The sequence below is a fragment of the Vibrio gallicus genome (genome assembly GCF_024346875.1).
Classification (GTDB): domain Bacteria; phylum Pseudomonadota; class Gammaproteobacteria; order Enterobacterales; family Vibrionaceae; genus Vibrio; species Vibrio gallicus.
Map to the genome: position 1 here is coordinate 263,140 of NZ_AP024872.1, position 14,335 is coordinate 277,474.

15 protein-coding genes are annotated in these 14,335 nt (G+C 43.1%); 9 read left to right on the forward strand and 6 right to left on the reverse strand.

What is annotated here, in order from left to right:
• The first annotated feature begins 116 nt into the window (after positions 1 to 116).
• Both OCU28_RS12810 and OCU28_RS12815 read left to right on the forward strand, forming a co-directional pair.
• A complete protein-coding gene (locus tag OCU28_RS12810; protein ID WP_261818075.1) occupies positions 117 to 2,477 on the forward strand; it encodes a Lon protease family protein in 2,361 nt (786 codons plus the stop codon).
• A gap of 181 nt (positions 2,478 to 2,658) precedes the next feature.
• The gene (locus tag OCU28_RS12815) at positions 2,659 to 3,345 is read left to right on the forward strand and encodes a MaoC family dehydratase (RefSeq protein ID WP_261818076.1); all 687 of its coding nucleotides are present in this window, start codon (positions 2,659 to 2,661) and stop codon (positions 3,343 to 3,345) included.
• A gap of 61 nt (positions 3,346 to 3,406) precedes the next feature.
• Here the strand turns inward: OCU28_RS12815 and OCU28_RS12820 are convergent, their stop codons facing one another.
• Complete coding sequence (locus tag OCU28_RS12820; protein ID WP_261818077.1) at positions 3,407 to 4,222, reverse strand: phosphate ABC transporter substrate-binding protein; 816 nt, start codon at positions 4,220 to 4,222, stop codon at positions 3,407 to 3,409.
• A gap of 86 nt (positions 4,223 to 4,308) precedes the next feature.
• Between OCU28_RS12820 and OCU28_RS12825 the strand changes: the two genes are divergently transcribed.
• Entirely contained in the window at positions 4,309 to 4,656 is a 348-nt protein-coding gene (locus tag OCU28_RS12825; RefSeq protein WP_261818078.1) for a DUF3024 domain-containing protein, read from the forward strand.
• Between the two features lie 3 nt (positions 4,657 to 4,659).
• Here the strand turns inward: OCU28_RS12825 and glgC are convergent, their stop codons facing one another.
• Together glgC and pyrC are read right to left on the reverse strand one after the other, a co-directional pair.
• Entirely contained in the window at positions 4,660 to 5,880 is a 1,221-nt protein-coding gene (glgC, locus tag OCU28_RS12830) for a glucose-1-phosphate adenylyltransferase (RefSeq protein WP_261818079.1), read from the reverse strand.
• Positions 5,881 to 6,153: 273 nt separating this feature from the next.
• Complete coding sequence (gene pyrC / locus OCU28_RS12835; RefSeq protein ID WP_261818080.1) at positions 6,154 to 7,182, reverse strand: dihydroorotase; 1,029 nt, start codon at positions 7,180 to 7,182, stop codon at positions 6,154 to 6,156.
• Between the two features lie 140 nt (positions 7,183 to 7,322).
• Between pyrC and OCU28_RS12840 the strand changes: the two genes are divergently transcribed.
• Positions 7,323 to 8,156, forward strand: a complete 834-nt coding sequence (locus OCU28_RS12840; RefSeq protein WP_261818081.1) for an MOSC domain-containing protein — start codon at positions 7,323 to 7,325, stop codon at positions 8,154 to 8,156.
• Positions 8,157 to 8,249: 93 nt separating this feature from the next.
• Here OCU28_RS12840 and nadE read toward each other — a convergent pair whose 3' ends face one another.
• On the reverse strand, positions 8,250 to 9,077 hold the full coding sequence (nadE, locus tag OCU28_RS12845; RefSeq protein ID WP_261818082.1) for an ammonia-dependent NAD(+) synthetase: 828 nt from the start codon (positions 9,075 to 9,077) through the stop codon (positions 8,250 to 8,252).
• 141 nt (positions 9,078 to 9,218) lie between these two features.
• Between nadE and OCU28_RS12850 the strand changes: the two genes are divergently transcribed.
• Together OCU28_RS12850 and OCU28_RS12855 are read left to right on the forward strand one after the other, a co-directional pair.
• Positions 9,219 to 9,740 (forward strand): nicotinate-nicotinamide nucleotide adenylyltransferase, encoded by a 522-nt coding sequence (locus tag OCU28_RS12850; RefSeq protein WP_261818083.1) that lies wholly within the window; start codon positions 9,219 to 9,221, stop codon positions 9,738 to 9,740.
• A gap of 43 nt (positions 9,741 to 9,783) precedes the next feature.
• On the forward strand, positions 9,784 to 10,275 hold the full coding sequence (locus OCU28_RS12855; RefSeq protein ID WP_261818084.1) for a hypothetical protein: 492 nt from the start codon (positions 9,784 to 9,786) through the stop codon (positions 10,273 to 10,275).
• Here the strand turns inward: OCU28_RS12855 and OCU28_RS12860 are convergent, their stop codons facing one another.
• Positions 10,276 to 10,884: an AraC family ligand binding domain-containing protein gene (locus OCU28_RS12860; RefSeq protein ID WP_261818085.1), complete on the reverse strand. Its 609-nt coding sequence runs from the start codon at positions 10,882 to 10,884 to the stop codon at positions 10,276 to 10,278.
• A gap of 182 nt (positions 10,885 to 11,066) precedes the next feature.
• On the opposite strand from OCU28_RS12860, the gene OCU28_RS12865 reads away from it, so the two are divergent.
• The gene (locus tag OCU28_RS12865; protein WP_261818086.1) at positions 11,067 to 12,194 is read left to right on the forward strand and encodes a 1-acyl-sn-glycerol-3-phosphate acyltransferase; all 1,128 of its coding nucleotides are present in this window, start codon (positions 11,067 to 11,069) and stop codon (positions 12,192 to 12,194) included.
• Positions 12,195 to 12,256: 62 nt separating this feature from the next.
• Here the strand turns inward: OCU28_RS12865 and OCU28_RS12870 are convergent, their stop codons facing one another.
• On the reverse strand, positions 12,257 to 12,556 hold the full coding sequence (locus OCU28_RS12870) for a YfcZ/YiiS family protein (RefSeq protein WP_261818087.1): 300 nt from the start codon (positions 12,554 to 12,556) through the stop codon (positions 12,257 to 12,259).
• 246 nt (positions 12,557 to 12,802) lie between these two features.
• Here OCU28_RS12870 and OCU28_RS12875 point away from each other — a divergent pair, with 246 nt between their 5' ends.
• Complete coding sequence (locus OCU28_RS12875) at positions 12,803 to 13,081, forward strand: peptidylprolyl isomerase (protein WP_261818088.1); 279 nt, start codon at positions 12,803 to 12,805, stop codon at positions 13,079 to 13,081.
• A 200-nt stretch (positions 13,082 to 13,281) separates the two neighbouring features.
• Positions 13,282 to 14,280, forward strand: a complete 999-nt coding sequence (locus tag OCU28_RS12880; RefSeq protein WP_261818089.1) for a transposase — start codon at positions 13,282 to 13,284, stop codon at positions 14,278 to 14,280.
• The last annotated feature ends 55 nt before the right edge of the window (positions 14,281 to 14,335 follow it).

The following is a 14,335-nucleotide window of genomic DNA, read 5'->3' on the forward strand; positions in this document are numbered from 1 at the left end:
TTGTTTATCTAATACGTTTAAGGGTTAGATTGCGTATTACACTTACAACAGCATTTAATATGTGTGGTTAATGTAGCGTAGCCACCGCTTTTATCTGTTTTCACATGGAGGTGATTATGGCTATTGTGACTCTTTCTTCTACTCAGCTGTACCGAGAATCTGACTTAGATATTTTAAGCAGCAAGTCCACAAAAGATATTGCACCTATTGATGAAATAGTGGGGCAAGAACGCGCTCGTACTGCGGTTGAGTTTGCGATGTCTATCAAAGAGAAAGGCTATAACATCTATGCCGTAGGCCGTAATGGACTTGGTAAGCGCACCATGATGATTCGCTATCTAAAGCGACATACCTTTGAGATGGACGAGCTTTATGATTGGTGTTACGTGGCCAACTTTGAAGATATTCGAGTGCCTAAGGTGCTAAAGTTGCCACGCGGTATAGGCATTGATCTGCGTACAGATATTGAGAAATTAATGTCCAAACTGCTCAAGGCGATCCCACTAGCCTTTGACAATGAGCTCTACTTCTCTCGCGCTGATAAGCTCAAGAATCAGCTTACTACCAAGCAAAATAGCGCGTTAGAAAAACTAACTAAAGAGGCCAAGTCTCAAAATATTAGCCTTACGATTACCAATCAAGGGGATTACCAGTTCATCGCATTGAATGGTGAAGAGCCTCATACTGATGAGAGCTTTGATCTACTTGAGAAGAAGCAACGTGAACGCCTTGAAAAGACTATTGATGCTCTAGAAATCTCGCTACGTGGATTGATTCGAAGCCTTACTGAATGGGAAGAGGAATACAGCGATAAGATACAAAAGCTTAATACTGAAGTGACGTTGGAGGTGATAGCGCACTTTATTCAAGAGCTAAAAGTACGCTATAGGCCTTACTCTCAGGTGAAACAGTATCTGAGCGAGTTAAAGGACGATATTGTTGAGAATGTCGATATCTTTTTAGAAGAGGGGGCTGAGCAAGGAGAGATTGCGACCGCTTCTCTGGATAAAAAGCTACCGCGTCGCTATAAGGTAAATGTTCTGGTGTCCATGCCAAAGGATGAGCCACCGATAGTGGTTGAAGAAAGCCCAAACTATCACTCTTTATTTGGTTATGTGGAGACTGCAACCTTTAAAGGAACTGTATTTACCGACTTTTCTTTGATTCGAGCTGGAGCGTTACATAAGGCCAATGGTGGTGTATTGCTTATGGATGCAGTGAAGGTATTAGAGCAACCATTTGTTTGGGAAGGATTAAAACGAGCCCTTCGTTCTCGTGAATTAAGCCTCACAGCATTGGAAAAGCAGGTGACAATGACCGGTGCAGTATCCCTTGATCCTGAGCCGATTCCCTTAGATGTGAAGATCATTTTATTTGGGGATTATCATACCTATCAGCTGTTGCAACATTATGATCCAGAGTTTACAGAGCTGTTTCGTGTTACCGCTGATTTTGAAGATGAGATGCCTCGAAATTCCAATACTGAACTCCACTATACCCGCTTTATATCGAGCATAGTGCACGATAACAAAATGCTGCATTGTGATAAAAAAGCAATGGCGCGAATTATTGAACACAGTGCGCGCCGAGCCGGGGACCAAAATAAGCTGTCTTTACATTCCGCGCATATTGCGAATTTACTCCGTGAAACCAATTATATTGCACGTGCCGCCAAGGCGAATATTATCCGCAGCTCTCACGTTGATAAGGCGTTAAGCAACCAACTGTGTCGCGTAAATCGCCTGCAACAAACGGTTATGGAAAGCTTCGTTAATGGCACGACGCTTATTCACACTCAAGGTGAGGCTGTGGGGCAGGTGAATGCGCTATCGGTGTTAAGCACCTCCGATCATATGTTTGGTGCGCCAAATCGAATTACTGCAACCACCGCTTATGGTTCGGGCGAGGTTATCGATATTGAGCGCAATGTGGATTTGGGGGGTAGCATTCATTCAAAAGGTGTGATGATACTTACTGCTTATCTTTCTTCGGTATTTGGTAAGACGGCTAAAATTCCCTTAACTACTAATATTACTTTTGAGCAGTCCTATGGCGGTGTTGATGGTGATAGCGCCAGTATGGCGGAGTTCTGCGCCGTTGTATCTGCATTCTCTAAGCAACCCAATCGACAAGATATCGCCATTACCGGCTCAATGAATCAATTTGGTGAGGCTCAGCCTATCGGTGGGGTTAATGAAAAAATCGAAGGCTTCTTTGATGTATGTGCTATTAAGGGCCGTCACGCGTCACAGGGGGTGATTATTCCGCAATCGAATGTGCAGAATCTCATGTTACGCAAGGATATCGTTGCCGCTGTTGAGCGTGGAGAATTCAATATTTGGGCTATTGGACATGTAACAGAAGCCATAGAGCTATTTACCGGCAAGCAAGCGGGTGTGCCAAGTGATGAGGGAAGCTATCCTATAGACACTATCTTTGGCATTGCTCAAGCTAAGCTAAATTCGTTAAGGAAATAGTCAACAATCTTAATTACTTGCTGTTATTGCTATTTTTTCCTTGATATTGGGTGCTAGATGTCGATAATTCGAGCCAATCCGCCATAATTTTGTAATAAACTATATTCTATATGCATGAAGCATTGAGAAATATTGTGATTTGGTTCAAAATTAGTGGTCATACTTCCTTATTGGAGCAAACATGAAAGTTGTTGATATTCTTAAACATAAGGGTGAATCGCTGTCGAGACATCGTTCGCAGTTTGTGGATAGGATGTCACCCTCTCTAAAAGACTACTGGAGTGAGCTAGTTACTCGTGCTCAATCTCAGCATTTATTTAAGTCTTGGGGAAAAGACTTTCCTACGTCTGCGGTTAATGAAGAAGTTGTAAATCCGGTTCATGATACCATTGAGATGAAGCCAGAAGCCGAAGCTTTGTATAATAAGCTTTGTGCAGAGATTGGAGAGCAGGTTTATCTTGGTGAATGGTTTAGCATTGATCAGCAACGTGTCGATGCCTTCGCTAAGGTTACTCAAGACATGCAATGGATCCATACCGATCCTGAGCGTGCCAGTGAAGAGTCACCGTTTAAATCAACGATAGCGCATGGCTTCTTAACCTTGGCACTGCTTCCTAAATTGACAGATGCAGTGGATCCAGATAAGCCTCAATACCCAACTGCTAAGGTGACGGTAAACCTTGGAATGAACCGTGTTCGTTTCCCTTACCCAATTAAGGTAGGCAGTAATATTAGAGCTAAGTGTAAGCTTATTAAGGTTACCCCTATTCAAAAAGGGCTCGAAATTACCAAAGAGGTAAAGGTTGAGATTGAAGGGATACGACGCCCAGGCTGTGTAGCCGAATCGGTGATTCGATTGTATTTCTAGACAAAATTATAAAAAAGCGGAGCTAATTTTAGCTCCGCTTTTTTGTGTTTATTTTTTGTATTTACTTATTGTGGTAAGGCGTATAACCGTGGTTAACGATCAAGTTTTTGGCTTTGTCAGAGGTGACAAACTTAACAAACTGCAGCGCATCTTTATCGGTAAGCTCTTGGTGATAAAAGACAATAAAAGGACGTGCTAGGGTATATTTCCCGCTGAGTAAGTTTTCGGAGTTTGGTGCAATACCGTTGAACTGAACCGGTTTTATCGATGCATCAATTGATCCCATGCTGATAAATCCAATTGCTTGTGCGTTATCACTCACTAGCGTTTTTACCATGCTATTACTACTAACTACTAGGTTATTAGGGCTGATGGTAGACACTCTTCTATCATTTAGCACTCGCGTTAGGCCAAGTTGGTTTTCAAATGCGTAACGTGTACCAGATGATACCTCTCTTGTTACCACGGCAATTGCGCGATCTTGACCACCAACATCTTTCCAATTAGTTATTGTTCCTTGATAGATCTTAAATAACTGCTCACGAGTAAGGTTAGCAATTGGATTCTGATGGTTGACGACAACGGTTAGGCCGTCGTAGGCGATCTGCTTAACAATTAGATTGTCTTTATACTCTTGCTCGGTCAGATAGCGCGAGCTCATACCCATTGCAGAGACACCGTTTTTTACCAAGGTGATCCCAGCGGTAGAGCCCACTCCTTGTACCGCGATATAGGTATCGGAATGTTGATTATTGTAATCTTCAGCTAAAATATCCATTATGCGGGCAACGGATGTTGAACCACTGATATTGATTTGGGCGGCGTGTGCGACGCCACATAAAACGGTAAGCAGAGCCGTTAGAGCCACTTTGAGCATGTGTTGTTTCCTAGTTTGGTTTATAGATTTTAACAGCATATCACTCGTTTTTTACGAAATTGTGACTATTAGTTAAAGAGGGTTGAATGGTGCTATCAGAACTTGAGCAACATCAAATAAATAAGCTAGCACTGCAGGTGTGTGATTCCCGCAATCATAATGTGCCGGTGGAGATAGCAAAGGTCGATTTTGTGGCGATTGAAAACGGAGTGGAGTTCTTAGAGGCTTGCTTTAAGCTAGATTCAACCCAGTGTGATTACCGTTTATTAGTGGCTAAGGTTGTACGCCAAGATGGTCAATGGCGTTTGTTGTTGGCTCAGCGAGATCAACATCAGGTGTTTGAGCGCTGGTATAGCTATCCTGATACGCTATCTAATCAGCTCCACTTACTCATGAAAGAAGTAGAGCTTGATCCTAAAGGTCTGATTTGGTGACGGTTATTGATTAAAGGAATAGCCTTCGGGTACCACGACAATCCCTTGCTCTGAGATAGTAAAACGCTCTCTATCCTGTTTGGGATCAAACCCAATGAGGGTGCCATCAGGGATGGTAACATGCTTGTCGATAATGCAATTTTTTATCTGACAGTGCTCACCCACCTTAACCTGGTCAAATAAGATAGCATCTTGAATTGTAGCTCCATCACCCACCTTTACGTTGGACGAAAGAATAGAGTGCTGTACCGAACCACCACTAATCACAACCCCATTGGCAACAATAGAGTTAATCGATATTCCCTGATTGCCGGTGGCAGAAGGCACGGTTCTAGATGCGGGTCTTTGGCGTTCATAGGTGCGAATTCCCCAGTTATCTTGATATAAATCTATGGGAGGTACTGGGCTTAGTAAGTCCATATTGGCTTGGTATAACGAGTCAATCGTGCCCACATCACGCCAGTATACATCTTGACTGACTCGGCCTTCTTGTTCGCCAAAGTGGTAAGCGTACACCTTTTGACCATCAATGAGTTTTGGAATGATGTTATGCCCAAAATCGTGTGATGAATCCACTTGGGCTGCATCGGATTCGAGTGCTTGGGTGAGTGCTTCAATGCTGAAAATATAGATCCCCATTGAGGCAAGGCTGTGCTGAGGGTCATCTTTTAGGGTGGGTGGAGAGGAAGGCTTTTCTAAAAACGAAGTAATCTTTTTATCTGAATCAGTATTCATTACACCAAATGAAGACGCATCAGCGACCGGAACTTTCATACAGGCAATAGTAAGGTCTGCGCCTGTAGATTTGTGTTGCTCTAGCATCGGTTTATAGTCCATACGGTAAATATGGTCCCCAGACAACACCACAACGTACTTGGCTTCACTGCGGCTGAGTAGCCATAGGTTTTGATAGATGGCATCAGCTGTGCCTTCATACCAGTTGTCACCGGTGCGCATTTGTGGGGGGACAGCGGTAATGTATTCACCCAATTCGGGATTGAAGATAGACCATCCATCACGCAGGTGTTTTTGTAGTGAATGGGATTTGTACTGGGTGAGTACCAAGATGCGCCTTAGACCAGAGTGTAGACAGTTGCTCAATGTAAAATCGATGATGCGATACTTGCCACCAAATGGAACGGCGGGTTTGGCTCTATCTTGAGTCAGAGGCGCAAGGCGTGAGCCCATTCCCCCAGCTAAAATAACCGTAAGTGCTTCTTGCATGATGAACGTCCTTGTAGAGATAGAGATGAGTGCTAACTAAAACTTAGCAATATCTGTTCCACAATGGAATATGTCATTAATCGTAGGTGGTGGCTAGGGCTGACTGAATATGAGGACACACAGCTTTGTAATGGCGCACTATATTGGTGAGGTAGTGCGCACTGTTTTAGGGCGTAGAATGGATGTCTGATGATATATACGAAACGTTCACACGCTACAATTAAAAAGGGTTGCCAATGCAACCCTTATATATTTTGATAGACAATGAGTGTGTTACTCAACGCTCCAAGTCATATTCTCACCCGCTTTAATTGGCACAACAATGTCGCTACCAAATGGCATGGTTTCAGGTACCGGCCACTCTTTTTTAGTAAGGGTAACAGTATCTTGGTTGCGTGGTTGGCCATAAAAGTCAGGGCCATTTAGGCTTGCAAATGCTTCTAGGTTTTCCAGCTTTCCTTCGGCTTCGAATACTTCAGCATACAGCTCTAGCGCGGCATGGGCTGTATAAGAGCCCGCACAGCCACAGGCTGTTTCTTTACGGCCTTTCGCATGTGGTGCAGAGTCTGTACCAATAAAGAACTTCTTGCTGCCACTGGTTGCCGCAGCCACTAGTGCTTGTTGGTGTGTATTGCGCTTAAGGATAGGCAGGCAATAGAAATGCGGACGGATACCGCCTGCTAACATATGGTTGCGGTTATACATTAGGTGATGGGCAGTAATGGTTGCCGCTACGTTGTCACCGGCTTTGCTAACAAAATTTGCAGCATCGGCTGTAGTAATATGCTCAAGTACAATTTTTAGGTTCGGGAAGTCATTTACAATTGGTGCCAATACGGTATCTAGAAATGCTTTCTCTCGGTCAAAAATATCGACATCATGAGCGGTCACTTCGCCATGAATAAGAAGCAGCAGGCCTTGTTTTTCCATCTCTTCAAGAACTGGATATATCTTCTTAGCGTCGGTAACACCAGAATCAGAGTTAGTGGTTGCCCCAGCTGGGTATAATTTGCACGCAAAAACTTGACCAGACGCTTTCGCTTGTTGGATATCTTGTTTGGTTGTGTTATCAGTCAAATATAACGCCATCAACGGCTTAAATGTGGTTGAATGATTATGCTGGTTGATGCGCGCTTGGTAGGCAAGGGCTTGTTCTGTATCCGTGATCGGCGGGACCGTATTAGGCATGATCAACGCACGACCATTGTAGCGACTGATATCTCGAACCGTATCTTTTAATACTTCGCCATCGCGTAAATGTACGTGCCAATCATCTGGGCGTGTAATGGTTAAACTGGTCATTGTGTGCTCCCGCCTAAGGTCCAAATTGTTTGAGTCGATCGACTAATTCAGCTTATATTATGTCTGACGCAATCGATTTCGTGAATGCGCGCGCATAATACCGAAAAAGCAAAGAAAATGACAGGTAGTAAGGACTAAAAGTGAAGTATCAAGCTCAATTAAGTGAAATAAATATCTATCCAATTAAATCTACCGCTGGTATCTCTCAATCTAGAGTGTTTGTTGAAAAACAGGGGATTAGCTTCGACCGTCGCTTTGTTGTAACCGACTTACAAGGACGTATGCTTACTGCGCGTAAGCATCCTAAAATGGTCACCATCGAAGCCTGTTTATTGGCCGATGGCTTGTTATTGAGTGCTCCAAATCATCCTAGCCTCAAGTTGTGTTATCAAGATTTTGCGATGCAAGAATTTGAATGCAAAATATGGAGTGACCGTTTTGATGCTTACACAACCACAGAGAAAGCCAATCAATGGTTTAGTGCAGTTATCGGTTGTGAGGCAGTGCTGCTTTACTGTGGTAAAGAATCCAATCGCTACCGAGAGAAAATAGAAACCAATGTCAGTTTTGCTGATGGCTATCCACTGCTTGTGATTTCTCAAGGTTCACTGGATGAGTTGAATCGCCGCGCCTCTGCGCCGCAAACCATGTCTCAATTTAGAACCAATCTAGTCGTAGATGGTGTTGCACCCTTCGCCGAGGACAGTTGGAAACGCCTGCGTATAGGAGAGGTGGAATTTGAGGTTAAGAAACCTTGTCAGCGTTGCGTGATGACGACGGTAAACCCTGAGGATGGCGAGCGTATGCTAAACAAAGAACCAACTATCACCTTGGCTAAGTTTCGAGCAGACCAAAAAGGTGCGGTTTATTTCGGAATGAATATCGTCGCGCTAAACGAAGGGGTGATTAAAGCAGGTGATAAAATAGAAATCCTAGAGACGCAACAGCCTGTCGAGTATGTTGAGGTAGAGTAGGTTCTTAAACTCAAGTAGCTAGGCAAAAAAACTCGGAGGATTACCTAGTAAGCTCCGAGATTTTAGGGGTCTGTGTTAGTTATTATCTAGCTATTAATCATAAATAGTCGGGATGGGCTCGCGCTTGTGTTGGGTACGCTTGTAAATAGCAATGATCTTCTGCTTAGCGGACTCTGGCAGAGGCTTACCTTCTAAGAAATTATCAATGTCGTCGTAGGTTACGCCTAGCGCGTTTTCATCTGCTTTTTGTGGGTCAAGCTCTTCAAGGTCAGCGGTAGGCACCTTGTGTACTAACAGTTGTGGAGCGCCCAGTTTTGCCGCCACTTGACGCACTTGACGTTTGCTCAGGCCAAATAGTGGTGCCAAATCACACGCACCATCACCAAATTTGGTATAGAAACCGGTGATATTTTCAGCTGAGTGATCGGTTCCTAAAACCAAGCCACCAACGTATCCTGCAACCTCGTATTGAGCAACCATGCGCGCACGCGCTTTAACATTGCCTTTGATGAAGTCAATTTTTTCATTTTCTGTAGGCAGTAAACCGGTGCCTTCCAGTGCTATATGGCTCGCTTTGTGCAGTCCATCCACACCCTCGGCGATATTGACAGAAATAGAATGAGTAGGCTTGATGAAAGAGAGGGCCAGTTGCGCTTCATCCTCATCTTTTTGAATACCATATGGAAGGCGCACGGCAATAAATTGATAGTTTTGCCCAGTTTCTTTAGATAGCTCTTCAACCGCAAGTTGAGCGAGACGACCACATGTAGTGGAATCTACGCCGCCACTGATACCTAATACCAAGGCCTTACAACCGGATTCTGTTAGCTTGCTCTTAATGAAGGCAATGCGGCGCTGTATTTCTAGGTCGGCATCAATTTCTGGTAAAACATGCATCAGCTGACGGATTTGTTGTTCCATGATAAAAATTCCTGAAGATGGCAGAGCCCCGACTGCATAAATATCGTAATTATTGAGGGCTAGTGCTTAGATATAAAATGAAAGTTTTTGTTATGATATACCCAATTCTCCCTCTGATGCTATACCCAAAGGACTTATCCTATGGCAAATATTGCTGTTTTTGGCAGTGCTTTTAACCCACCACACTATGGTCATCTAAGTGTTGTCGAGCGCCTATCGCATTTTGACAAGGTTTTATTGGTGCCGAGTATCGCCCATGCATGGGGCAAAGAGATGCTTGATTATGCCGTGCGCTGTGAGCTAGTTGAGGCTTTTATTGGGGATATTAGATGCCGCAACGTTGCGCTGAGTAGGGTCGAGCAAGCGTTATACAATGGCATAGATAGGGTAACCACATTTCAGGTACTCGAAGCATTGCAATTGGATTCTCCCACGGACGAATTTACCTTCGTTATGGGGCCTGACAACCTATTTAGTTTTTCTAAGTTTGATAAGTCTGATGAAATATTACGACGCTGGAGTGTTTTAGCCTGCCCGCAAACCCATGACATTCGCAGCACTGATATACGTAAGAAAGTTGAACACAGTCAAGAAATCAACAATTTAACTAGCACTAATGTTGTTAGCATGTTGCAAAAAAAGGGATTATACCTCAAGCTTTAGTGTTGTTATCTAACTGATTTTTACGTTTAAGGATCGAACTTTAATGAATCGCTATCATAGTATCCTCGCCTTGTCTGGGTGTACCTGTTTTTCAGCAGGCACTTTGGCATGCATTGATGATCGCGATCCGTCTGAATCATTGGTTATGGTTGAGTCTACTTTGCAACTTTGTGAAGATATTGTGGATTCAGTAGATATGTTAGTCGACAAATTTCTAGTAGCCACTCACATTAAGCAGCAAAACGAAAAAACAGACCTTAATTACTGGTCTGATTGGATGCTAAAGAGTGTTGAAGACCCGATCTTAACTCAGCATGTCAAGCAAGGTTATTTTGGGCTCGGGTTTTATCGCCCTCATGAATTTGAAGGAAACGACAGTGATCTTTCCTACGAAGAGTGGATCCGAACTCATGGGGTATTGCTAAGTGTGGGCATAGGCACAAAAAAGAAGAACGAGCCTAGATTACGCCTTGATTATCAGTGGCATGATGAATTCGAAGACGTGGTCCATATTCAGGTTGAATTGCCGTTTTAATTACTTCTCTTTGTTACCTAGAACAGCAACGGATATAGCCCTATACGCCTCATCGTTGTTATCGAACCATTTCTGCGCAATCTGCTCTACTTTTTTACCCGATAGACGCATCTTTTCTGCTTCCCGTACCTTCAATACCAATACTGTTTCTGCTTTGATTTTACTGCTGTCTAATTGCCAGTTGGCAAGCTTGTTACTGAGCGGCGTTAGATTGAGCTTAGGTTTTAATTCAGTGAGCTCGTATTGAATTACAGCGAGTAAGGCTTTTGCTTGCTCTGAGTCCGCGGGTACTTTAGATAGCTTACTAATGAGCCCCTGTAGAAGCGTAGTGAGCTGAATATAGCCTGCTTGATGCGGGAATACATCGCTTACTCGTTGCGAAACTTCAATGGTTTGAACTTGGGTGCTAGGGAAGTAGCTAAGTGCTGCTAAGCAACCTGCTGGTAACCAGAAGGTATCACCCTTTCCAAATGCATATTCTTGTTTACCCAATCGAACCATGACCAATCCTTCGGTTACGTGGATCAGTTGATGCTTTAATGTAGGTTTACGGGATGTAAGCTTAAGGAAGTCAAAGTGTGCGCAGTTAAAGGCGATAGCGTAGTGCATAACAATATTAAAAAATAATGGTTTGGCTAAGGGTATCGCGTATTGATGAATAAGCCAAATCAGATATTGATGGGATTATTCTGATTTTGTGGTCAGACCATAATTAATAATGGACATTAGAGGCTGTATATTGGCGCGATACATCGTAGAATCGGCTTAATTCTAAGTTGTTGAAAGAAAATATGTCTACTGAGAACGATATTTACCAAGAGATTCGTCCATACAATGATGAGGAGATAGCTCCTGCGATTCAACGTTTGATTGATGATGAAGAGTTTATTTCTGCGGTGTTAAGCTATAAATTTGCGCATATTCCTAAATGGTTACGCGGGATTATATCTCCGTTAGTTAAGACGTATCTTAAGCGTCGTTGGGGTAAACTAAATTCGGTTAAGTCTGTTCAAGTTGAGGTTGAAAAATATCTAAACAAAGCACTAGATAGTACTGCCGATAGCGTTACCTTTGAGGGCTTGGATAAGCTGAACAAAGAGTCATCCTACTTGTTCATTTCAAATCATCGCGATATTGCAATGGATCCGGCGCTCGTCAATTACGGTCTGCACAACTCACAACACCAAACGGTACGTATTGCGATAGGGGATAACCTATTACGCAAACCTTGTGCAACGGAGCTTATGAAGATCAACAAGAGCTTCATTGTTAAGCGTTCAGCAAAAGGGCCTCGTGAAATGTTGAAGACGCTCGGCCTATTGTCTTCATATATTAAGCACTCACTAGAAACCCGTAATTCAATTTGGATCGCTCAAAAAGAAGGGCGAGCTAAAGATGGTAATGATTTTACCGATCCCGCGATAATTAAGATGATTCAGCTTGAAGGACGCAAGCGTAAGCTGCCGTTTGCTGAGTACGTTAAGTCGTTAAAGATAGTCCCAGTCGCAATTTCATATGAATATGATCCGTGTGATTTGGCTAAAGCGAAAGAGCTGCATCAAAAAGCAACCCAAGGTAGCTATGAGAAGTCTGAATTTGAAGATATCGAAAGTATTGTAAAGGGGATTACTGGCTACAAAGGTCGTATCCAGGTGAGCTTTGGTGATGTGATAGAGGGTGATATTGATACGCCCGATGCATTGGCCGCTGAAATCGATCGACAAATCCATGCCAACTACAAGTTGTTCCCAATTAACTTGTTAGCTGCGGATGTTGAGAATGCTTCAATTGATGACAAGACTCGTGACAATCTTCAGCAAAAATTAGCACAGCTTGATGACGGTGCGCATCAGTATCTGCTTGATGGATATGCTAATCCAGTGCGTAACTTGTCGGTTGATAAGCAGCATGCAGCGTAATTTTGGTTAGTTAAAAAAAAGAGTCGGTATTAACCGACTCTTTTAATATCTAAAGCAATAAATTAGCGTGCTAATGAACGGCACTTAAGATCAAAAATCAGTTTTTCAGCACTTACTTCAAATTTGAATTGAGCGTTAAGTTCGAACTGCTCACCTTCAATAATTTCAATTTTGTGTTCAGTGGCTTGGTTTACTTGCAAAGCAAGAGCCAAATACTTATCAAATTCAGCTTCTACTGCTTCCTTTGAAGCCGCATAAAGAGAAACCTCTGAAACTTCTTGGCCTTCTTTAATGACAAATCCCATCTCACCTGCAACACCACATGCTTCACAGACTTCTGGTTCTTTATATGTTTGAGACATGATTTTCTCCTTTACTTGATTTATGTCAGTGTACCGAGCAATTGGATCTGCATCTAGTAAAAAAAGCATTGTTTCGTGACAAAATTTTTTAATGACGTAACAGGCACTTAAATGTCAATGCAATGTGAAAATCAAAGGGTACTTGTTGCGATTAACTAACAGTATTGATAACAGAAGGCCGCTCAATTTCGATCTGATGCAGGTTATGATAAAGTCCACTCAAAGCTAACAAACAGAGAACTCATCATGGCACGTACCGCACACGCCTTACATATTTTGGTTAAACACAAAGACCAAGCAGAAGACATAGTTAAACAACTTAAGAAAGGTGCCAAATTCCAGACCTTGGCTCGAAAATACTCAAACTGTCCATCTGGTAAAAAAGGCGGTGATCTGGGTGAGTTCAAGCAAGGTCAGATGGTTCCGCAATTTGACCGAGTGGTGTTCAAAGAAGAGACCATAACCCCACATTTGGTGAAGACCAAATTTGGCTGGCATATCGTGAAGGTGCTATGGAGATCATAGTCACATAGGCTAATGACAAAACAGATTAAAGGCGCCTTGGCGTCTTTTTTTATACGCATTATTTTATTTTTCGCACAAGAAATTAGAGCAAGAAATTAGCTGACACCCATCGAGAAATTAGCGGACACCCATTAATATTGACGCCTCTTAACTCTACAACTAGCTTTAATTGATATACAGTGCATCTGGAGGTAGTTGCTATGACCCAATCTCGACAGTCTCAAGTCTCCCTTTCTGATACCCCTTATTACCATTGTATCTCGCGTTGTGTTCGTCGAGCCTATCTGTGTGGCGACGATAAATATACAGGGCAATCATTTGAGCACCGCCGAGCATGGGTGGTTGAGCGGATGCATTATTTGTCGACGGTATTTAGTATGGATATCTGCGCCTATGCGGTGATGTCAAATCATTACCACATTGTGCTGCATGTCGATGAGAAATTAAATCAACAGCTTAGTGATGAAGAGGTCTGTTGGAGATGGGGGCAGTTGTACTCACTTCCCGTATTAGTTCAGCGCTGGCTAAGAAAGCAAACCTGCGCTGAAGTTGAAAGTAAAGCGGCTCTTAGTATCATCAATGATTGGCGAGAGCGCCTGATTGATATTTCATGGTTCATGCGCAGCCTAAATGAGTTTATTGCGCGCAAAGCCAACGCAGAAGATGACTGCTCCGGAAGGTTTTGGGAGGGGCGCTTTAAGTCTCAAGCGTTACTTGATGAAGAAGCCTTATTAACGTGCATGGCTTATGTCGATTTGAACCCCATACGCGCAGGCATCAACGACAGTATCGAAGCGTCTGAATACACCTCCGTTTATGAGCGTGTTCACGGAGTGTCACATCAAGATGAACAGCAAAGCGAGCCCCCTTGTAACCAGAAGGGATTATTTGGTTTTGTTGGCGATACCAGTGAGTCCGAGCAGCGAGGCATTCCGTATTCATTACTCGATTATATTGAACTAGTGGATTGGAGTGGCCGTACTATTCGAAATGACAAACCCGGTGCAATTGTCGCTTCACACCCGAAACTACTGTACTCACTTGGCTTAGATACAGAGACTTGGATGAGCTTAGCCAGTAATTTTGGCAAAGATTATCAAGGAGCGGTCGGAACACTGGATGAGTTGGCGTTATTTGCTGAGCACACAGGCAGGCGATGGATAGCCAAAAAGAACCAACTGCGACGATGTTTGCACTGACCACTCGCTCTATTTACTCATATTCATCACATCTCCATATTAATTAGCTTAGCTA